Origin of the sequence: Labrys sp. (in: a-proteobacteria) (assembly GCF_047605565.1) — a bacterium.
GTDB lineage: Bacteria > Pseudomonadota > Alphaproteobacteria > Rhizobiales > Labraceae > Labrys > Labrys neptuniae.
On sequence record NZ_JASGFM010000020.1, the window covers coordinates 101,931 to 121,622 of the forward strand.

Annotated in this window: 18 protein-coding genes; 7 read left to right on the top strand and 11 right to left on the bottom strand. The window is 64.2% G+C overall.

Annotation, left to right across the window (positions count from 1 at the left end; all coding sequences use genetic code 11):
- Nucleotides 1–11: 11 nt before the first annotated feature.
- Nucleotides 12–2,525, bottom strand: a complete 2,514-nt coding sequence (locus tag QM672_RS18560; RefSeq protein WP_415084325.1) for a glycogen/starch/alpha-glucan phosphorylase — start codon at nucleotides 2,523–2,525, stop codon at nucleotides 12–14.
- 388 nt (nucleotides 2,526–2,913) lie between these two features.
- Between QM672_RS18560 and QM672_RS18565 the strand changes: the two genes are divergently transcribed.
- On the top strand, nucleotides 2,914–3,777 hold the full coding sequence (locus QM672_RS18565) for a BadF/BadG/BcrA/BcrD ATPase family protein (protein WP_415084327.1): 864 nt from the start codon (nucleotides 2,914–2,916) through the stop codon (nucleotides 3,775–3,777).
- A 2-nt stretch (nucleotides 3,778–3,779) separates the two neighbouring features.
- Complete coding sequence (nagA, locus tag QM672_RS18570) at nucleotides 3,780–4,928, top strand: N-acetylglucosamine-6-phosphate deacetylase (protein ID WP_415084329.1); 1,149 nt, start codon at nucleotides 3,780–3,782, stop codon at nucleotides 4,926–4,928.
- A 138-nt stretch (nucleotides 4,929–5,066) separates the two neighbouring features.
- Here nagA and QM672_RS18575 read toward each other — a convergent pair whose 3' ends face one another.
- The 9 genes from QM672_RS18575 to hutC form a co-directional block, all read right to left on the bottom strand.
- Nucleotides 5,067–5,396: a YnfA family protein gene (locus QM672_RS18575; protein WP_415084331.1), complete on the bottom strand. Its 330-nt coding sequence runs from the start codon at nucleotides 5,394–5,396 to the stop codon at nucleotides 5,067–5,069.
- 106 nt (nucleotides 5,397–5,502) lie between these two features.
- The gene (locus QM672_RS18580; RefSeq protein WP_311933431.1) at nucleotides 5,503–6,192 is read right to left on the bottom strand and encodes an outer membrane protein; all 690 of its coding nucleotides are present in this window, start codon (nucleotides 6,190–6,192) and stop codon (nucleotides 5,503–5,505) included.
- 278 nt (nucleotides 6,193–6,470) lie between these two features.
- Complete coding sequence (gene mgrA, locus QM672_RS18585; RefSeq protein ID WP_415084334.1) at nucleotides 6,471–7,505, bottom strand: L-glyceraldehyde 3-phosphate reductase; 1,035 nt, start codon at nucleotides 7,503–7,505, stop codon at nucleotides 6,471–6,473.
- 265 nt (nucleotides 7,506–7,770) lie between these two features.
- Complete coding sequence (mctP, locus tag QM672_RS18590; RefSeq protein ID WP_367624095.1) at nucleotides 7,771–9,321, bottom strand: monocarboxylate uptake permease MctP; 1,551 nt, start codon at nucleotides 9,319–9,321, stop codon at nucleotides 7,771–7,773.
- Entirely contained in the window at nucleotides 9,321–9,488 is a 168-nt protein-coding gene (locus tag QM672_RS18595; protein WP_082979752.1) for a DUF3311 domain-containing protein, read from the bottom strand. Before QM672_RS18595 ends, mctP begins: the two co-directional genes overlap by 1 nt.
- Nucleotides 9,489–9,743: 255 nt before the next feature.
- Nucleotides 9,744–10,775, bottom strand: coding sequence for an ABC transporter substrate-binding protein (locus QM672_RS18600; protein WP_311933434.1), 1,032 nt, complete (start codon nucleotides 10,773–10,775; stop codon nucleotides 9,744–9,746).
- Nucleotides 10,776–10,808: 33 nt separating this feature from the next.
- Nucleotides 10,809–11,579 (bottom strand): ABC transporter permease, encoded by a 771-nt coding sequence (locus QM672_RS18605; protein ID WP_311933435.1) that lies wholly within the window; start codon nucleotides 11,577–11,579, stop codon nucleotides 10,809–10,811.
- Nucleotides 11,580–11,740: 161 nt separating this feature from the next.
- Complete coding sequence (locus tag QM672_RS18610) at nucleotides 11,741–12,529, bottom strand: ABC transporter ATP-binding protein (RefSeq protein WP_311933436.1); 789 nt, start codon at nucleotides 12,527–12,529, stop codon at nucleotides 11,741–11,743.
- A gap of 128 nt (nucleotides 12,530–12,657) precedes the next feature.
- Nucleotides 12,658–13,395: a histidine utilization repressor gene (gene hutC, locus QM672_RS18615; RefSeq protein WP_394310221.1), complete on the bottom strand. Its 738-nt coding sequence runs from the start codon at nucleotides 13,393–13,395 to the stop codon at nucleotides 12,658–12,660.
- 201 nt (nucleotides 13,396–13,596) lie between these two features.
- Between hutC and hutI the strand changes: the two genes are divergently transcribed.
- The 4 genes from hutI to QM672_RS18635 all read left to right on the top strand — a co-directional run bounded on the left by hutI (nucleotide 13,597) and on the right by QM672_RS18635 (nucleotide 17,821).
- Nucleotides 13,597–14,814, top strand: coding sequence for an imidazolonepropionase (gene hutI, locus QM672_RS18620; protein ID WP_415084338.1), 1,218 nt, complete (start codon nucleotides 13,597–13,599; stop codon nucleotides 14,812–14,814).
- Nucleotides 14,811–16,358 (top strand): histidine ammonia-lyase, encoded by a 1,548-nt coding sequence (gene hutH, locus QM672_RS18625; protein ID WP_367624096.1) that lies wholly within the window; start codon nucleotides 14,811–14,813, stop codon nucleotides 16,356–16,358. Before hutI ends, hutH begins: the two co-directional genes overlap by 4 nt.
- Complete coding sequence (gene hutG / locus QM672_RS18630; protein ID WP_311933440.1) at nucleotides 16,355–17,182, top strand: N-formylglutamate deformylase; 828 nt, start codon at nucleotides 16,355–16,357, stop codon at nucleotides 17,180–17,182. The genes hutH and hutG overlap by 4 nt, the downstream gene beginning before the upstream one ends.
- Nucleotides 17,183–17,245: 63 nt before the next feature.
- Nucleotides 17,246–17,821: a HutD family protein gene (locus QM672_RS18635; protein ID WP_367624097.1), complete on the top strand. Its 576-nt coding sequence runs from the start codon at nucleotides 17,246–17,248 to the stop codon at nucleotides 17,819–17,821.
- A 14-nt stretch (nucleotides 17,822–17,835) separates the two neighbouring features.
- Here the strand turns inward: QM672_RS18635 and QM672_RS18640 are convergent, their stop codons facing one another.
- Nucleotides 17,836–17,970, bottom strand: coding sequence for an entericidin A/B family lipoprotein (locus QM672_RS18640; protein WP_068288645.1), 135 nt, complete (start codon nucleotides 17,968–17,970; stop codon nucleotides 17,836–17,838).
- A gap of 285 nt (nucleotides 17,971–18,255) precedes the next feature.
- Between QM672_RS18640 and QM672_RS18645 the strand changes: the two genes are divergently transcribed.
- The gene (locus QM672_RS18645; RefSeq protein WP_415084341.1) at nucleotides 18,256–19,530 is read left to right on the top strand and encodes a hemolysin family protein; all 1,275 of its coding nucleotides are present in this window, start codon (nucleotides 18,256–18,258) and stop codon (nucleotides 19,528–19,530) included.
- Nucleotides 19,531–19,692 lie beyond the last annotated feature (162 nt).

A 19,692-nucleotide genomic window follows, 5' to 3' on the forward strand; every position in this document is an offset into this window, starting at 1 on the left:
ATATGTGACATCTATTCCACCGGCGTCGTCTGCACGCCCCAGATCTCGTCGGCATATTCGCGGATGGTGCGGTCCGAGGAGAACCAGCCCATGCGGGCGACGTTGAGGATCGACTTCTCGCGCCAGGCCGCCTTGTTGGCCCAGAGCGCATCGACATTGCGCTGCATGGCGGCATAGGCGTCGAAATCGTCGGTGACGAAGAACCAGTCGCTGGAGCGCAGCGCCTGCACCGTACCGCGATGACGCTCGCGATCGCTCGGCGAGAACACGCCGCTTTCCACCGCGTCGAGCACCTCGGCCAAAGCGGGCGAGGCCGCGATGGCGTCGGCAGGATTGCGGCCCTGGCGCTTCTTCTCCTCGACCTCATGCGCCTTCAGGCCGAAGATGAAGATATTCTCGTCGCCGACATGCTCCTTCATCTCGACATTGGCGCCATCGAGCGTGCCGATGGTGAGGGCGCCGTTGAGACCGAACTTCATGTTGCCGGTGCCCGAAGCTTCCAGGCCCGCGGTCGAGATCTGCTCGGACAGGTCGGCCGCCGGAATGATCACCTCGGCGAGGCTGACATTGTAGTTCGGCATGAAGACGACCTTGAGCAAATTGCGCACGGCCGGATCCGAATTCACCACCTTGGCGACGTCGTTGATCAGCTTGATCACATATTTGGCCGCGGTGTAGCTCGCGGCCGCTTTGCCGGCAAAGATCTTCACGCGCGGCGCCCAATCCTTCTCGGGATGGGCGCGGATGGCGTTATAGAGCGCGATGGTCTCGAGGATGTTGAGCAGCTGGCGCTTATATTCGTGGATGCGCTTGATCTGGACGTCGAACATCGCCGAGGGATCGACGCGCAGGCCCACGGTCTGCTGCAGCACCTTGGCCAGGCGCGCCTTGTTGGCATGCTTGACCGCCGCGAAGGCCTCCTGGAAGGCAGCGTCCTTGGCGTAGGGCTCCAAGGCCACCAGCTTTTCGGCATCGTCGAGATAGGCATCGCCGATGGTTTCGCGCAACAGCGTGGTCAGCCCCGGATTGGCCGTCGTCAGCCAGCGCCGCGGCGTGATGCCATTGGTCTTGTTGGTGATGCGGCCCGGGAACAGCGTGTTGAGGTCGCGGAACACCGTCTCCTTCATCAGCTCCGAATGCAGGGCCGACACGCCATTGACCTTGTGCGAGCCGACAAAGGCGAGATTGCCCATGCGCACGCGCCGGCCATGGCTCTCGTCGATGATCGAGACGGTGGCGATCATGGCATCGGAGGCGCCGCTCTCGCGTGCCTCGGTCAGCACGCGGGCATTGATGGCGTAGATGATCTGCATGTGCCGCGGCAGCAGCCGCTCGATAAGCGGCACCGGCCAGGTTTCCAGCGCCTCGGGCAGCAGGGTGTGGTTGGTGTAGGAGATCGTCTCGCGGGTGATGGCGAAGGCATCGGCCCAGTTGACCCCGTGAATGTCGATCAGGATACGCATCAGCTCGGCCACCGCGATGGCTGGATGCGTATCGTTGAGCTGGATCGCCGCCTTGGACGGGAGGGTCTTGATGTCGCGATGCTGCTGCAGGTGGCGGCGAACGATGTCCTGCAACGAGGACGAGGTGAAGAAATACTCCTGACGCAGGCGCAGTTCCTGCCCCGCCGGGGTGGAATCGGCCGGATAGAGCACGCGCGAGATCGACTCCACCTTGGTGCGGTCGTTCAGGGCGCCGATATGGTCACCGGCATTGAAGGCGTCGAGCGAGATCGGATCGAGCGAGCGGGCCGACCACAGGCGCAGCGTGTTGACGCGGTTGCCGCGCCAGCCCACGGCCGGCGTGTCATGGGCAACAGCGAGCACGGTCTCCGCCGGCTTCCAGCTGTGTATGGCCGAGCCGTCCCAGCCATCGCTTGCCTCGACGGCACCGCCGAAGCCGACCTCATAGGCGACTTCCCGGCGCGGGAATTCCCAGGGATTGCCGTTCTGCAGCCAGTTCTCGGGCGATTCCGTCTGCCAGCCATCGACGATGTTCTGGCGGAACAGGCCGTTCTCGTAGCGAATGCCGTAGCCATAGGCGGCGATGCCGACGGTGGCCATGCTCTCCATGAAGCAGGCAGCAAGCCGGCCGAGACCGCCATTGCCGAGGGCGGCATCGGGCTCCATCTCGGCAATCATGTCGAGATCGACGCCGACAGAAGCCAGCGCCTCGCGCGCCGTGGCCACGAGGCCGAGATTGTTGAGGCCGTCCTTGAGCAGGCGGCCGATCAGGAATTCGAGCGAGAGATAATAGACGCGCTTGCCGCCCATGCGGTAGACGCCGCGCGTCGTCGCCATCCAGCGGTCGACGATATGGTCGCGCAGCGCCAGGCTCACCGCCCGCAGCCAGTCATGGTCGCGCGCCACGATCGGGTCCTTGCCGACGGCATAGGTCAGCTTGGCGAGGATCAGGTCACGGAAGGCGCGTGCCTCGCCGGTCGCTTCGGGCAGCTTGGCCGCATCATCACCGACAGCCATCGCCGCCTCGGCCGAATAGAGCTTGTCGTGCAACGTTGAAGTCATGTGTCGCTTCTCGATCGTTGATCCCAGGACGGTGGTCCTTAACCCAAGTGACGCCCGGTTACGAGTGCCCCTTTTGCATAAGATGTAGGCAAAAACACTGATATCTTGTGATTTTGGCACGCTACGCCGCCATGATCATCTCATATGTTGGTTCTGCATAGCTCTCGCGCCTTGTGCATGGTGCGCACAGAACGACCCGATGCTGTTGCCGATGGCCGTGGAGAGTGCGCGCTCATGACGGAATCCTGGCTGAATTCCGCTGGCGATGATGATATGCCACCGACACGGAGGCATGCGATTGCGTGGGATCGACAGGAATCGCAAAGCCGCGTCGAAACAAGGAGTTAGGGCAATCGAACGCTCCGGCGTTCTGCCCTGGGAGACAGGTATGACGGGTATCCTCTATCTTGCGGTCGACGGCGGCGGCACCAATACGCGCGCAAGGCTCTACGACGAGGATGACAAGCTGATTGGTGAAGGCCTGTCGGGCTCTTCCAATCTCACTCTCGGCACCGAGATCGCGGGTCCGGCGATCGCAGCGGCCGGCGATGCCGCCCTTGCCGCGGCCGGGCTGGCACCGGACGCGAAGCGGCTTATCCGGGCCGGTCTCGGCCTTTCCGGCGGCAATATTCCTGCTCTCGCCGACAGTATCGCCGCCTTTCCCTTCGGTTATGGGACCCTGACGGTCACTTCGGATGCCGTTACCGCCTGCCTCGGCGCCCATGCCGGCGAGGACGGCGGCATCTTCATCCTCGGCACGGGCTCGCAGGGCCTGGCCCTGGTGGGCGGCAAGGAAACCTCGGTCGGCGGTTGGGGGTTTGCCCTGGGCGATGATGCCTCCGGCGCCGTGCTCGGACGCTCTGCCCTCCGGGCCGCCCTGCTCAGCGTCGACTTGCTTGGTCCGGTGAGTGACCTGACCCGCCGCCTGCTGGCGCATTTTCATGACGATCCGAACGAGGCGGTGATCTGGGCCAAGACCGCCACACCGAGAGACTACGGCCGCTTCGCTCCCCTGGTGTTCGAGGCCGCCGGCGGGGATGTGGTGGCGGACCATCTCATTGCCGGGGCGACCGGCTCCATCGTCGCCATGCTCGATCGCCTGACGGACCTGGGCGCGCCAAGGATCGCCCTGATGGGGGGGCTCGCCGAACCCTATCGCCCCTATTTGCCGGTGCGCTATGACGAGATCCTGGTTCCGCCCAGGGGCGATGCCCTGGCAGGGGCCCTGACCCTGGCAAAGAGGGAGCGCTGACGATGTCGCTCAACGCACTGACCGCCCCGCGCCTGTTCAATGGCGAGGCTTTTGTCGAGGGCCACGCCGTCCTGGTGGAAGCCGATACCATCCTCGGCCTGGTGCCGCGGGCCGACATTCCCTCCCATGCCGCTGTGACCACCCTGCCCTCCGGCGTGCTGGCCCCCGGCTTCGTCGATGCCCAGGTCAATGGCGGCGGCGGATTCCTGTTCAACCAGTCTCCTGATGTCGCGACACTCGAGGGCATGGTCGCGGCCCATCGCCGCCACGGCAGCACCGCTTTGCTGCCCACCTACATCACCGACACGGCCGAAGGCATGAAGAGCGCCATCGCCGCCGCCCGCCAGGCGATCATCGACGGTGTCCCGGGCATGGCGGGCATCCACCTCGAGGGCCCCTTCCTTTCCGTACCACGCAAGGGTGCCCATGATCCCGCTTTGATCCGCCCGCTGACGGAAGCCGATGTCGAGCTCATTCTGGGCAGCGGCATCGAGACTGTCCTGCTCACGGTAGCGCCGGAAAACGCGCCGCTTCACCTGATCCGGCGCCTGGCAGATGGGGGCGTGATCGTCAGCCTCGGCCATACCGACACCAGCTATGAGGCGGTGATGGCGGCGGCGGATGTCGGCGCCACCGGCATCACCCATCTCTTCAATGCGATGTCGCCCCTGCAGGGCCGCCACCCCGGCGTCACCGGCGCCGCCCTCGATCATGGCGGGCTCTGGGTCGGCATCATTGCCGACGGCCTCCATGTGCATCCGGGCTCGCTCTCGCTGGCCTTGCGGGCGAAAAAGGCTCCGGGGCGGCTGTTCCTCGTCACCGACGCCATGCCGACGGCCGGCGATGCCAACGATGTCTTCTATCTCAACGGGCGCAAAGTCACGCGGCGCGACGGTGCCCTGACGCTGGAAGACGGCACGCTCGCCGGCTCCGACCTCACCATGGATGCGGCGCTGCGCTACAGTGTCGGCCATCTCGGCATCGGTCTCGGCGAGGCCCTGCGCATGGCCAGCCTCTATCCCGCCCAGTTCCTGCGCCTCGACAGCCGTCGCGGGCGCCTGGCGCCACGCTATCGTGCCGATCTGGTGCATCTCGACGAGCAGCTGACCGCGCGCGGCGTGTGGGTGGGTGGCCGCAAGCTGGCTGGGTGAAGTGAGTTCTCATACCAAGAGTCATTGAAAATGACTTTTGGTTCCGCCTCGCGATTGTCGATTCCAAATCTCTGATTTGGCCTCGGCAAGCGCGAGGTGTTCAAGTCACGGATGCGCAAGCATCTTCGCGACTTGGTATCAAGCGGTACGGTGCGGCGCGAATAGGATGACAGCCATACCGGCGAGGCACAGGACCGCTCCGACCAGGTCCCAGCGATCAGGCCTGATCCCCTCGACGCCCCAGAGCCACAGCAGCGAGGCAGCAATATAGATGCCGCCATAGGCGGCATAGGCCCGACCCGCCGCATCCGTCTCGATCTGGGAGAGCAGGAGGCCAAAGGTGACGAGGGCAGCCGTGCCCGGCACCAGCCACCAGGCCGACTTGCCCAGCCGCAGCCAGCTCCAGAAGGCATAGCAGCCGCCGATCTCGCCAGCGGCCGCCAAGACGTAGAACAGAATCGATTTCATGCCGGCTGCGCACTCCGCTTCCGCGTCAGCTTAACGGGCTGCCGCAGAAGGCGGAAGGCGGCGAAGATGGCGGCGGGAGCCCATGGCGCTCCCGCCCCCGATCTGCTCAGAATTTGTAGCTGACGCCGACCAGCGCGACCGTCTCGTGGAAGCCGGCCTTGAAGCGGGTATCGGGCGCCACCCGGAAGCGCGACTTGCCGAAATCGGTATAGCGTACTTCGACGCGGCCGATCCAATTGTCGGTGAAAGCGTATTCGACGCCGGCACCCACGGTCCATCCCGCCTTGGTCTTGGACCCGGAGCCAACGATATCGCCGTCAAACAGGTTCCAGCGCTCGCGGATGTCGGCAAAGGCGACACCACCGGTGGCATAGACCAGGACCCGGTCGAAGGCATAACCCAAACGGGCACGGATCGAACCCTGCCAGCGGTTGCGCATATGCAGACGACTATTGCCGTTATTGGCGTCGATCACGGTATGAGAGCCGTTGATGCCGCTGAGATCGATGTCGCCTTCCAGGCCGACCACGATATTGTTGGAGAACTGCTCATTGTAGCCCGCATGCAGACCGCCAAGCACGCCATTGACGTTGAAGCTGTCGGCGGGCACGGGCAGCGTCCGGCTCAGATCGTCCCTCTCCTTGCCCCAGGCATAGCCGATATGGGCACCGACATAGAAACCGGTCCAGCTATAGGGCGTTATTGGCGCTACCGGCTCGACCGGCGTCGCCGCGAGATCTGCAGCGAGAGCAGACGTTGGCGCCAGCAAAAAGGCCGCCAGGACGATTTTTTTCATGATCCCCACCCCATCGTGACATGATTCAACAATAAACCACTGTCACAATTCTTATTAGCTGTCCACATTTTCGACAAAATTTCGATGATTTCGGAGTGGGATGATTTTTATGAAATATACTTCATGCTTTATAAGAATAATTTGATTGCTTGTTACTATGTCGCCCTTAAGTCTAATTAGCCTCTAGGGAAACACAGGCATGTTTCCTTGCCAAGTCCTGACAGCAAAACGGGCCGCAAAGCGGCCCGCTGCTGGATCGACGTTCAGCTGTCTCGCGATCAGCCCTTGCTCGAAGCCGCCCAGAGATTGACGTTGCCTTCCTCGGCATAGTGATCAATCTCGGCCAGCTCCTCGGCCGAGAAATCCAGATTCTTCAAGGCACCAACGCAGTCCTCGATCTGTCCGGGCCGGCTGGCACCGATGAGGGCCGAGGTCATGCGCGGATCGCGCAGGACCCAGGCGATCGCCATCTGGGCCAGCGACTGGCCACGGCGACAGGCAATCGCATCGAGCGCCCGCAGCCTTGCCAGATTCGCCTCGGAAAGCTGGTCGGGCGAAAGCGACTTGCCGGCTGCAGCCCGGCTGTCAGCCGGAATGCCGCTTGCGCCGAGATATTTGTTGGTGAGCAGGCCCTGCGCCAACGGCGTGAAGGCGATGCACCCTGCACCATCGGCCTCGAGCTGGCCGAGCAGACTGTCCTTCTCGATCCAGCGGTTGAGCATGGAATAGCTCGGCTGATGGATGAGCAAGGGCGTACCAAGGCGGCGCAGGATTGCGGCCGCCTCCTTGGTCCGTTCAGCACTGTAGGACGAGATGCCGGCATAGTGGGCCTTGCCCTGGCGCACGGCATCATGCAGCGCCGTCATGGTTTCTTCCAGCGGGGTGTTCGGATCGAAGCGGTGGGAATAGAAGATGTCGACCGTCTCGATACCCATGCGCTTGAGGCTGGCATCGAGGCTGGAGAGCAGATATTTGCGGCTGCCCCACTCGCCATAGGGGCCGGGCCACATGCGGTAGCCGGCCTTGGTCGAGATCACCAGTTCCTGGCGGTGATGGGCGAAATCCGTCTTCAGGATACGCCCGAAGGTCTCCTCGGCCGAGCCGGGCGGCGGACCGTAATTGTTGGCGAGATCGAAATGCGTGATGCCGAGGTCGAAGGCCTTGCGGCAGAGCGCCCTGGCGTTCTCGAAGGGGATGTCGCCACCGAAATTATGCCAGAGCCCGAGCGAGAGCGCCGGCAGCTGGAGCCCGGATCGGCCGGATCGGCGATATTGCATGGCGTCGTAACGCGTTTCATCCGCAACATAGGTCATGGCAGTTCTCACAATTGGAAATGAACGTTCTACAATATGATTCATCTGACAAAATGCCCCGCCCCTGGCATTTGTTCAACCGTTCAGATGACCGTTTCCGCTAAAGCGTTTTGCGATTTGGTGGAATCACCGAGAATCGCAAGGACGTGTCGAAACAAGGAGCGAAAGCAAACAAGCGCTCACGCCCGAACGCGCTTTGCTCCAGTGGAAACAAAGAAGCCGGCGTCACCGCCGGCCTCCATCGTTGTTTCAAGACGCGACGCATTCAGCGGGTCGGCACGGCATCCTCGTAGTCCGCATCCGAGGTTTCGTCCTGCGTGGTCGAACCGAGCACCATGGTGAGCACCACCGAGACGACGAAGTTCAGCACCACGGCGATCAGGCCGATATAGAAGGAGGTGCCGAACAAGGCGTAGGTCGGCGCCACCGCTCCCGAAGCCATGGCCATATAGGTGCCGGCGAGCATGCCCACGGCCCAGCCGATCAAGAGGGCCCAGCCATTGAACCAGCGCGTATAGAGCCCGGCGACAAGGGCGGGGAAGATCTGGATCATCCACACGCCACCGAGAAGCTGCAGGTCGATGGCGAACTTGGTCGGCAGCCAGAAGATCACCGCAAGGGCGCCGATCTTGACGATCAGGCTCATCAGCTTGGCGAGGTAGGATTCCTTCTGCGGCGACATGTCCGGCTCGATGAAGGGCCTCCAGACATTGCGGGTGAAGGTGTTTGCCGCCCCGATCGACATCACCGCGGCCGGTACCAGGGCGCCGATGGCGATGGCCGCAAAGCAGAAGCCCGCGAACCAGTCGGGGAACATCTTGTTGATCAGGAGCGGAATCGCCATCGAGGCATCGCCATTCGGCGTCTCGATGCCAGCGGCAACCGCCATCACGCCCAGCAAAGCGATGAGGCCGAGGATCAGCGAATAGGCCGGCAACGCCACCGCGTTGCGGCGGATGGCATTGGGGCCGGTGGCCGACAGCGTGCCCGTGAGCGCATGCGGATACATGAACAGCGCCATGGCCGAGCCGATGGAGAGCGTGATGAAGGGCCAGATCTGCGCCGGCGTCAGCGTCAGGCCGACATTGGCAGGCTTGCCGGCCGCGGCAAGGGCTGCCGCTTTGGCATCATAGACGACCTTGGCCTTTTCGAAGATCGAGCCGAAACCGCCGAGCTGGTAGGGAATGATGACGACCGCGGCGATCACGAAGATGTAGATCATGATGTCCTTGATGAAGGCGATCATGGCCGGGGCGCGCAAGCCGCTCTTATAGGTGTAGAGCGCCAGGATGATGAAGGCGATCGTCAAGGGCAGATGAGAGGCGAAACCCGTGGCCGAGAAACCGAGGGCCTGGATCACCTTCTCCATGCCGACGAGCTGCAGGGCGATATAGGGCATGGTGGCGAGGATGCCGGTGAAGGCCACCGCCAGCTCCAGCCAGCGATTGCCGTAGCGCCCGGCAATGAAATCGGCGCCGGTGAGATAGCCATGCTTGTGGGTGGCGTTCCACAGCCGCGGCATGATCAGGAAGATCAGGGGATAGATCAGGATGGTATAGGGCACGGCGAAGAAGCCGTAGGCGCCCACTGCATACATCAGGCCGGGCACGGCGATGACGGTATAGGCGGTATAGAGATCGCCACCCAGGAGGAACCAGGTGATCCAGGCCCCGAAGCGCCGGCCGCCGAGGCCCCATTCGTGCAACTGGTCGAGATCACCCGCCTTCCAGCGCGCCGCCACGAAACCCACCACGGTGACGAGGAGGAAGAAGAAGACGAACACCATCGCCGCCGTCCAATTGAGATTGTCCAGCATCAGCGTTCAACCTTCCAGGCGAGGTAGACGAACAGCGACGAAATCGGCACCAGGACGAGAAGATAGAAATAGAAGAAGGGCAGGCCGAACAGCACGGGATCGATGCTGTTATAGAGCGGCGTCAGCAATGCCAGTACGCAAGGTACCAGCAGAAGCAGGTATTTCATGGCATTTCCCCCGGAGACTCTGAGAACGTGGCGGCAGCCGAATCCTCGCCTGCTGCAAACTCTTTGGACGGATTCTTATTCCCTTGGAGAAAGATTGAGTCCAGCGGCAATACGGCTGACTTAACGGGAATGGCTGCGATTTCTAGCCGGGCTCGCGGGCTCGGCCCGGCTATTCAAAAGCCCCGCTCGATACGAGCCGAGGCAGGATTGCCGGGCCAGGCCCGCTGACAAAGCTCTTTCCCGCCCGGCCGCGCGTCAGATCTTGGCCGCCTTGACGAAGGCCGGATCGAAGGTCTTTTCGTAGGGGACGTCGGCGTTGGCGAGTTCGGGATCGAGCGCCTTGAGCGCGTTCATCATCGACTCATAGCCGTCCTTGGTGACCATGCCGTCCGGCGAATACATCTGCCGCGAATTCTGGAACGCCTGCATATAGAGGTCCCGATTGCCCAGCAGATATTCCTTGGGCACGAGATCGGCGACATCCTCGGGCTTGGCCTGGCCGAGCCACTTCAGGGCCTTCATCATGGCATTGACCACGCGCTGCGTGGTGACCGGATTGTCCTTCGCGAAGGACTGCTTGAGATAGACGGTCGCCGCCGGATTGGTGCCGCCGAACAGGGCTTTGGTGCCCTCCTCGGTACGCGTATCGAGCAGGATGGCGATGTCGTCGTCATGCTGCAGCTGGCTGATCACCGGATCGAGATGCGACAGGCCGTCGATGCCGCCATTCTTGATGGCCGCCACGGCGCTGGCGCCGCCGCCGATGCCGATCTGGGCGACGTCGGCCGAGGTCAGCCCGTTCTTCTGCAAGGCATATTGCAGCAGGAGAGCGGTGGAGGATCCCGGCGCCGTCACGCCCACCTTGCGCCCCTTGAGATCGGCAATGGTCTTGATCTCGCCGGCGAGGCTCTTGCGCACCGCGATGACAATGCCGGGAAAGCGGCCGAGGTCGCAGACGGCGATGACATCCTGCCCCTTGTTCTGCATGCGGATGGTGTGCTCATAGGCGCCAGTGACCACGTCCACAGAGCCGCCGACCAGCGCCTGCAGCGATTTGGAGCCGCCGGCGAAGTCGTTGATGGTGACGTTGAGACCTTCCTCCTTGAAGAAGCCTTTCTGCTCGGCCACGGTCAGCGGCAGATAATAGAGCAGCGGCTTGCCGCCGACACCGATGGCGAGGTCGGTTTTCTCGGGCTTGGCATCCTCCGCGAAGGCCGGCAGCGTTCCGCCGAGCGAGGCACCAAATACCATGCCGGCAGTGCCGACCAGAAAAGTCCTGCGTTTCATGATTTTTCCTCCCAATTCGCTTTCCAATATGCGTTAGCCGCGCCAGACCAGCAGCCGGCGTTCCACCGCCGTCATCAGCCAGTCGACGATGAGAACGAAGGCCATCAGCACGAACATGCCGGCAAAGACGCCGGTGACGTCGAACACGCCTTCGGCCTGCTGGATGAGATAGCCCAGGCCCGCCGAGGAGCCGAGATATTCGCCGACCACCGCCCCGACCACGGCAAAGCCGACCGAGGTGTGCAGGCTGGAGAACACCCAGGACATCGCCGAGGGCAGATAGACATGGCGCAGGAGCTGGCGCTCATTCATGCCGAGCATGCGCGCATTGGAGAGCACGGCCGGGCTCACTTCCTTGACGCCCTGATAGACGTTGAAGAAGACGATGAAGAACACCAGGGTGAAGCCGAGCGCCACCTTCGACCAGATGCCGAGGCCGAACCACAGGGCGAAGATCGGCGCCAGCACCACGCGGGGCAGCGCATTCGCGGCTTTGACATAGGGATCGAAAATGGCGGCGACCACGGGCTGGCGGGCGAACCAGAAGCCGAGAATGACGCCGCCCACAGCGCCGGACAGGAAGGCCAGCGCCGATTCAGCCAGGGTGATCCAGAGATGGTACCAGATGGAGCCGTCGGTGAACCACTCCACGATCCGCTTCCACACGCTGAGCGGCTCGCCGAAGAAGAAGGCCACGGTCTTGGGCGAGCCGAACAGCGACGTCGTCGAGGCCAGATGCCAAAGGGTGATGCCGACGACCGCGACGAGCACCTGCAGGACGAGCAAGACGATCTTGTTGTTCATTGAGTCCCCCAGGACGGCCGTCTTCGGATGGCAGAATTGAATTTCGTCATTGCGAGCGCAGCAAGGCAATCCACCTGCCATAAAGCGAGAGCCCTGGATTGCTTCGCTGCGCTCGCAATGACGACGAATGATCGATCGAACTCATGAGAAAAACCGCCGAACTAGCTGTAGGCCTTCATCACCTCGTCGCGCAGGGCGTCCCAGATATCGCGATGCAGGCGGATGAAAGCGGGGTCATGGCGAATTTCCGCAATGGCGCGGGGCCGGGGCAGCGGCACGCTGAACTCGCCGATGATGCCAGCCTTCGGGCCGGCCGACATGATGACGATGCGATCGGCCAGCGCGATCGCCTCATCGAGATCATGGGTGACGAACATCACCGCCTTGCGATCCTCCGACCACAATTTCAGCAGGAGGTCGCCCATCACCAGCCGGGTCTGGGCGTCGAGCGGCCCGAAGGGCTCGTCCATGAGAAGCAGCTTGGGATTGCGGATGAGCACCTGCGCAAGACCCACGCGCTTGCGCTGCCCGCCGGACAGCATGCGGGGATAGCGATCGCCGAAGCGGGCGAGACCGACCCGCTCCAGCCAGGTCTGCGCTGCCTGCCTGGCCTTTTCCGCAGGCGTGCCGGCGACTTCCAGGCCGATGGCGACATTCTGCAGAACGGTCTTCCAGGGCATCAGCGATTCCTGCTGGAAGAGGTAGCCGGCCTGCCCGTTCAAGCCCTTGAGCGGCTTGCCGAAGACTTCGACCGTTCCGGCGACCGGGATCAGCAGCCCGGCCGTGGCATTGAGCAGCGTTGACTTGCCGCAGCCCGTCGGCCCGACAATGGCAACGAATTCGTGCTCCCCCACCGAGAGATCGACATTGGCCACGGCATCGAAGCGGGAATCCCTGGTCGCGAATGAAATCGAAACGCCCTTCAGCGCAACGGCTTGCGCTGCGCTCATGCGGCCTCGGCCCTTCTCATCTGCAGTCCTCCCGAATTGGTCCTACGAGTCGGCTTTGTGCGAACTCTATACCGCGACAGCAAGCAACGGCCAGCCCCGCGAACAGGCTCGTCAGGAGCAAGGCATGGTCAGGACGGCGAGAAACGGGCCACCAGCTGATGGCGGTCGCCCGGATAGGTGAAGCGCACCGCCGTGACGAACTGGTCGCCGCGCCAGGTGCGCCGCTCCACCACAAGGCAGGCGCTGCCGGGCTCGAGCTTCAGCAAGGCCGCCTCTTCCCCGCGAGCCGCCGCAGCCTTGATGTGGTGTTCGGCCACCGTCCAGGGCACATGCCCGAGGAGCCAGACCCCCGGCGGTTCCCGGCCAAAGTCTGCCTCTTCCGCCAACGGCACCGCCTCGAGATCGATCAGGCGCTCTTCCAGGCAGAACGGGCTGTCACCGGCGAAATGGCGGCAGGTCAGCGCCAGCAACGGCCTGGAACCCTCCAGCGCGAATGTCAGGCGTTCCGCCGGCGTCGGCCGACGCTGGCGACGTTGCAGCAATTCGAAGCGATATGGCAGACCAAGCGCGGTCACCTCCGCCTCGATGCCGTGAATGGCGAGTACGGCGGCCTCGCTGCGCGGCTGGGTCACGAAACTGCCCGCCTTGCGCCGACGCTCGATCAACCCGGCGGCGGCAAGCTGGGTCAGCACCTTGTTCACCGTCATGCGCGAGCAGCCATAGATCTCGGTCAACTCGGTCTCGAAAGGGATGCGATGGCCCGGCGGCCATTCGCCCGAAACGATGCGGTGCTCGATATCGCCGAGGATGCGCTGATGCAGCGTCTGTGCCTTGGCATCCAGCTCGAGGGGGGCTGTCTCGTTCATCAAAGGCTCCCGCTGCGATATGGCCCCATCCGGGCGAGCGCCGCAATTTCGAGGACCTCCGCTTCCTTAGCCATTGCCGCTCCCCTCGCCAAGTTCCGCTTTCCCGCTCAAGCCAATCGGCACTAAACTTTCATCATTCCACTTGCGCGTCAATTAATATGTCTATACATGTTCCCGCATAACAGCAGGGTGGAGAGATCGATGGCGACAGACAGCCAAGGGGGTCGTTTGTGGCGCAATGCGCGCCTGGCAACCCTGGTCGGGGATGACCTCGGCATCGTGGAGCGGGGAGCCGTGCTTGCCGAAGGTGAGCGCATCGCCTTCGCCGGCCCCGAAAGCGACCTGCCGGCCGGCATGCGCGACAAGGTCGAGACCATCGACCTCGAAGGGCGCTGGATCACACCGGGCCTGATCGACTGCCATACCCATCTCGTCTTCGGCGGCGACCGGGCACACGAATTCGAGCTGCGCCTCAAGGGTGCCAGCTATGAGGAGATCGCCCGGGCAGGTGGCGGCATCGTTTCCTCGGTCAACGCGACGCGGGCCGCCAGCGACGATGAGCTTCTCGCCGGCGCCCTGCCCCGTCTCGACCATCTGATCGCCGAGGGTGTCACCACGGTCGAGGTGAAGTCGGGCTACGGCCTGGAGACCCGCACCGAGCTTGCCATGCTGCGTGCAGCACGCCGTCTCGGCGAGGCCCGCAAGGTCAATGTCTCGACCACCTTCCTCGGTGCCCATGCCCTGCCCGTCGAGGCCAAGGGCGACAAGGACGCCTATATCGATCTCGTTTGCAGGGAAATGCTGCCGGCCGTGGCCGCCGAAGGCCTCGCCGATGCCGTGGACGGCTTTTGCGAGGGCATCGCCTTCCTCCCCGAGCACATCAGCAGGGTCTTCGACGCGGCGAAGAAGGCCGGCCTGCCGGTCAAGCTTCATGCCGACCAGCTCTCCAATCTGCACGGCGCCAAGCTCGCGGCCGATTACGGCGCGCTGTCGGCCGATCATCTCGAATATACCGACGATGAAGGCGCCGCCGCCATGCATGCGGCGGGCACGGTCGCCGTGATCCTGCCCGGCGCCTACTACTTCATTCGCGAGACCAAGCAGCCGCCCATCGCCGCCTTCCGGGCCCACAAGGTGCCGATGGCCGTGGCGACGGACTGCAATCCCGGCACCTCGCCGCTGACCTCGCTGCTCACCACCATGAACATGGCCGCCACCCTGTTCCGCATGACCGTCGACGAATGCATCGCCGGCGTCACCCGCAACGCCGCCAAGGCGCTCGGCAGGGCCGGCGATATCGGTACGCTCGAAGCCGGCAAGCAGTGCGACCTCGCCATCTGGGATATCGAGCGCCCGGCTGAACTTGTCTACCGCCTAGGTTTCAATCCGCTACATCAACGCATCTGGAGAGGCCAGTGACCAACCCCGTTTTGCTGCGTCCCGGCAGTGTCTCGCTCGCACAATGGCGCGCCATCTATGACGGCGCGCCCATCAGCCTGGACGAGGGCTGCCGCCCGCTGGTCGAGGCCGCGGCCAAGGCCGTCGCCGACATCATCGCCAAGGGCGAGCCGGTCTATGGCATCAATACCGGCTTCGGCAAGCTGGCGAGCGTGCGCATCGAGAATGCCGACCTCGCCATCCTCCAGCGCAACATCGTGCTCTCGCATGCCGCCGGCGTCGGCGAGCCCCTGCCGGTCGAGGTCGTCCGGCTGATCATGGCCCTGAAGCTCGGCAGCCTCGCCCAAGGCGCTTCGGGCGTGCAATGGTCGACCATCATCATGTTGCGCGACTGTCTCGCCAGGGACCTGATCCCGGTCGTTCCCGGCCAGGGCTCCGTCGGCGCCTCCGGCGATCTCGCTCCCCTGTCCCACATGACGGCGGCGCTCACCGGCGTCGGCACCTTCTTCGTCAAGGGCGAGAAGGTCGAAGCCACCGAGGCGCTCAAGCGTGCCGGGCTGTCGCCGCTCGTGCTCGGTCCGAAGGAAGGCCTGGCGCTGCTCAACGGCACGCAGGTCTCCACCGGCCTGGCGCTGGCGGGCCTGTTCCAGGCCGAACGTGTGTTTCAGGGCGCCCTGGTGACCGGCGCACTCTCCACCGATGCCGCCCGCGGCTCGGACGGGCCCTTCGATCCGCGCATCCACAAGGTTCGTGGCCATCGCGGCCAGGCCGAGGTCGCCGATACGCTGCGCGCCTTGATGGCGGGCAGCGCCATCCGTGCCTCCCATCTCACCGGCGACGAACGCGTGCAGGATCCCTATTGCCTGCGCTGCCAGCCCCAGGTGATGGGCGCCTGCCTCGACCTCCTGCGCCAGGCCGCCGCCACGCTGACGATCGAAGCCAACGGCGTCACCGACAATCCGCTGGTCTTCACCGACACGGGCGACGTGATTTCTGGCGGCAATTTCCACGCCGAACCGGTCGCCTTCGCCGCCGACATGATCGCCATGGCCCTGTGCGAGATCGGCTCCATCAGCGAGCGGCGCATCGCCATGCTGGTCGACCCGGCCCTTTCCGGCATCCCGGCCTTCCTCACGCCCAAGCCCGGCCTCAACTCCGGCTTCATGATCCCGCAGGTCACCGCCGCCGCACTGGTGTCGGAGAACAAGCAGCGTGCCTTCCCGGCCAGTGTCGACTCGATCCCGACCTCGGCCAACCAGGAGGACCATGTCTCCATGGCCTGCCACGGCGCCCGCCGTCTCCTGGAGATGAGCCGCAACACCGCCAACGTCATCGGCATCGAATATCTCGCGGCCGTGCAGGGTTGCGATTTCCATGCTCCGCTGAAGTCGAGCGAAGCGCTGGAAAGCGCCCGCGCCACGCTGCGCGCCGAGGTGCCCCACCTTTCCGATGACCGGCATTTCGCGCCCGATATGGCCGCCGCCACCGCGCTGATCTGGAGCGGCGCGGCGCAGAAGGCCGCCGGCCTCAAGACTTTGGCCAGCGTGGTGGAGGGCACGGCATGAGCCGGCCCGACTGGCTCGAGATCCGGCAGGGACAGGCACCACTGCTTGTCTCGCTGCCGCATACGGGCACTGAGATCCCGGCCGCGATCGAAGCGCGGCTGGTGTCGCCCTGGCTCGCCCGCAAGGACACCGACTGGTGGATCGAGACGCTCTACGACTTCGCAGCCGGGCTCGACGCCACCATCGTGCGCACGCCGATGTCGCGCACCGTCATCGACGTCAACCGTGACCCATCCGGGGTTTCGCTCTATCCCGGCCAGGCCACCACGGAGCTGTGCCCGACCACCAGCTTCGACGGCGAGCCGCTCTACAAGGACGGCGAGGCCCCCAGCACGACCGAGGTCGCCGAACGGCGCGCCCTCTGGTTCGATCCCTATCACCAGGCCCTGGCCGACGAAGTCGCCAGGCTTAGGGGACGCCATCGCAACATCGCTGTCTATGACTGCCATTCGATCCGCTCGGTCATTCCGCGCTTGTTCGAGGGCACGCTGCCGCAGTTCAACATCGGCACCAATGGCGGCGTGACCTGTCATCCCGCCTTGGCCGAGACGATCGAGGCGCTCTGCCGCTCCAGCGGGCGCGAGACGGTGATGAACGGGCGCTTCAAGGGTGGCTTCATCACGCGCAGCCTCGGCCAGCCTGACAAGGGCGTGCACGCGGTGCAAATGGAGCTCGCCTGCCGCTCCTATATCGACGAGCCGCTCGGCCCCGTCGACGAAGCCAACTGGCCGGTCGCCTTCGACGCGGCCTACGCCCAGCCCCTGCGCGAAACCCTCGGCAGCATCCTCAATGCCTGCCTGGTCTTTGCCAGGGCGCTGAAATAGTAGTGTGCCGGTCTTCAGACCGGCATTCCTTCAAGCTCAACACCGTCTTATCGGTCTCCTGCCATGAAGCTGATCCGTTTCGCCGACCTCACGCCGAAGCCCTGGAAGAATGGCGGCGGCACCACCACCGAAATCGCCGTATCGCCTGACGGCGCCGGCTTCGACGATTTCGACTGGCGCCTGTCGGTTGCGGAAGTAGCGAGCAACGGTCCCTTCTCGCTCTTCCCCCAGATCGATCGCACCTTGACCCTGATCGAGGGCCAGGGCCTCGACATGTCGATCGAAGGGCGGGAGGCGGTGAGGCTGACCCCGGTTTCCGCTCCCCTGGCCTTCCCCGGCGATGTGCCCGTCACGGCCAGCCTGGTCGAAGGCCCCATCCGCGACTTCAATGTGATGACCCGGCGCGGGCGATTCAATCACCAGGTCTCCCGGCACGATCTCGCAAAGGGACGGCTGGCGTTGCCGCAGGACGGCCTGCAGCTGGTGGTGGCGCTCGGCGTCGGTTCGATCCGGATCGGCGCTGATAGTCTCGACCTCGGCTTCGGCGACGTCCTCGTCTTCGAGGCGGACGATACGGGCAGCATCGAGGGAGCGCTGCCCGTCTTGTTGATCGGATTACGGCCCGCAACAGCGGGCTGACCGCAGCGCGAAACTCACTGCACCGCGTGCTTGACGGCGCGGCCGGTGGCCTTCACGTCCCGGCCGACGCCGGTGACCGTATTGGCGCAGGCGGTCAGAGTGAGTGCGGACACCACGAGAGCAACGATCGCGAAGGAAATTTTTGACATTCGTTCATTCCCCGAATTGGCTGTGCCGACAATGGCAACAACACGGGAATCGTTATGCCATATTCGCCGGGCTTGCACAGCCGGACTTTTCCTTCCCAAAGGGAATATCAGGCCTGTACTTGTCTATCCTGATGCTCCCGTGAGACAGGCTCGAGCCCTGGAACGGCCGCCATCCCCATGAGCTCCGCCCGTTGCCCCTATCCCAAGCCGGGCGATGCCGTTATGCTCCGCCCTCTCGAAGCGGCCCGACATTCGTCGCGGGCATGCAACCCCCTCAAAGGCACCTTGTTCCTCGACATTGCCATCATCGTCTTCCTGACGCTTCTCAACGGCGTCCTCGCCATGTCGGAACTCGCGATTGTCTCCTCCCGCCCAGCCAGGCTGCGCGCACTCGCCGACCGCAAGAAGCGAGGCGCGGCGACCGCGCTGGAGCTCCTGGAAAATCCCGGCCGCTTCCTCTCCACGGTCCAGATCGGCATCACGCTGGTGGGCGTTCTCTCCGGCGCCTTCTCGGGCGCGACGCTCGGCACGCGCCTTGCCGGCTGGCTGCAGACGCAGGGCCTGTCAATCCACGCTGCCGACACGCTTGGCGTCGGCATCGTGGTGGTAGCGATCACCTATCTGTCGTTGATCATCGGCGAGCTCGTGCCCAAGCAGATCGCCCTGCGCGACCCCGAGCGCATGGCGGCCCGGGTGGCGCCGGCCATGCGTCTCCTGTCGAAATGCGCGGCGCCTCTGGTTTTCCTGCTCGACATCTCCGGGCGCACCGTGCTGAGGCTGCTCGGCCAGGGCGGCAAGACCGAGGAGAAAGTGACGGAAGAGGAAGTGCGCACCATCCTCAAGGAAGCCGAAAGTGCCGGCGTGCTGGAAACGGCTGAGCGCGACATGATCTCGGGCGTCATGCGGCTGGGCGACCGCAGCGCCCGTTCGCTGATGACGCCGCGGCGCGACGTCGAGGTGATCGACCTCTCCGATTCCGCCAAGACGATCATGGCGCAGCTGCGCGCCACCAGCCGCTCGCGCCTGCCGGTGCAGGACGGCGAGGACGACAACATCGTCGGCGTGGTCATGGTCAAGGACCTGTTCCAGAGCCAGCTCGACGGCCGGGCCCTCAATGTGCGCGACCATGTCCAGACGGCACCGATCGTGATGGATACCAACGAGGCGCTGGGTGTGCTGCAGTCGCTGCGCTCCTCCAGGGCGCATATGGCGCTGGTTTTCGACGAGTACGGCCATTTCGAGGGTGTGATCACGGCCAATGACGTGCTGGAGGCGATCACCGGCGCCTTCCAGGACGATGACGGCGACGAACCGGCCATCACCATGCGTTCGGACGGCTCCTACCTGGTGTCGGGCTGGATGCAGGCGGACGAACTGGCCGAAACCCTGTCGATGCCGATCGAGCGCGGCGACTACGAAACCGCAGCCGGCTTCATCCTGGCCGAACTCAACCGCCTGCCGCAGACCGGCGAGAGCTTCGTGCGGGACGGCTGGCGCTTCGAGGTCGTCGACCTCGACGGCCGGCGCATCGACAAGATCCTGGTGTCGAAGGACGCCTGAGAGGTACCACCTCATCGAGGCCGCCAAGCAAAACGCGGGCAACCCTTCTCCCCTTGCGGGAGAAGGTGGCGCGGAGCGCCGGATGAGGGGTGCCAACACGCTCCTTGCTAGAGCGTATCTTGTTTAAGTTGGTTCATAGCCCGCTGCCTGGAAGTAGTTCGC

Bases quoted from the DNA above. Each gene is read 5' to 3' on its own strand.
- mgrA (WP_415084334.1), bottom strand. From the start codon at position 7,505: ATGACCTATGTTGCGGATGAAACGCGTTACGACGCCATGCAATATCGC.
- QM672_RS18635 (WP_367624097.1), top strand. From the start codon at position 17,246: ATGAAGCTGATCCGTTTCGCCGACCTCACGCCGAAGCCCTGGAAGAAT.
- QM672_RS18565 (WP_415084327.1), top strand. From the start codon at position 2,914: ATGACGGGTATCCTCTATCTTGCGGTCGACGGCGGCGGCACCAATACG.
- QM672_RS18640 (WP_068288645.1), bottom strand. From the start codon at position 17,970: ATGTCAAAAATTTCCTTCGCGATCGTTGCTCTCGTGGTGTCCGCACTC.
- hutI (WP_415084338.1), top strand. From the start codon at position 13,597: ATGGCGACAGACAGCCAAGGGGGTCGTTTGTGGCGCAATGCGCGCCTG.
- mctP (WP_367624095.1), bottom strand. From the start codon at position 9,321: ATGCTGGACAATCTCAATTGGACGGCGGCGATGGTGTTCGTCTTCTTC.
- QM672_RS18595 (WP_082979752.1), bottom strand. From the start codon at position 9,488: ATGAAATACCTGCTTCTGCTGGTACCTTGCGTACTGGCATTGCTGACG.
- QM672_RS18580 (WP_311933431.1), bottom strand. From the start codon at position 6,192: ATGAAAAAAATCGTCCTGGCGGCCTTTTTGCTGGCGCCAACGTCTGCT.
- QM672_RS18560 (WP_415084325.1), bottom strand. From the start codon at position 2,525: ATGACTTCAACGTTGCACGACAAGCTCTATTCGGCCGAGGCGGCGATG.
- QM672_RS18610 (WP_311933436.1), bottom strand. From the start codon at position 12,529: ATGAGCGCAGCGCAAGCCGTTGCGCTGAAGGGCGTTTCGATTTCATTC.
- nagA (WP_415084329.1), top strand. From the start codon at position 3,780: ATGTCGCTCAACGCACTGACCGCCCCGCGCCTGTTCAATGGCGAGGCT.
- hutC (WP_394310221.1), bottom strand. From the start codon at position 13,395: ATGAACGAGACAGCCCCCCTCGAGCTGGATGCCAAGGCACAGACGCTG.
- hutG (WP_311933440.1), top strand. From the start codon at position 16,355: ATGAGCCGGCCCGACTGGCTCGAGATCCGGCAGGGACAGGCACCACTG.
- QM672_RS18605 (WP_311933435.1), bottom strand. From the start codon at position 11,579: ATGAACAACAAGATCGTCTTGCTCGTCCTGCAGGTGCTCGTCGCGGTC.
- QM672_RS18575 (WP_415084331.1), bottom strand. From the start codon at position 5,396: ATGAAATCGATTCTGTTCTACGTCTTGGCGGCCGCTGGCGAGATCGGC.
- QM672_RS18600 (WP_311933434.1), bottom strand. From the start codon at position 10,775: ATGAAACGCAGGACTTTTCTGGTCGGCACTGCCGGCATGGTATTTGGT.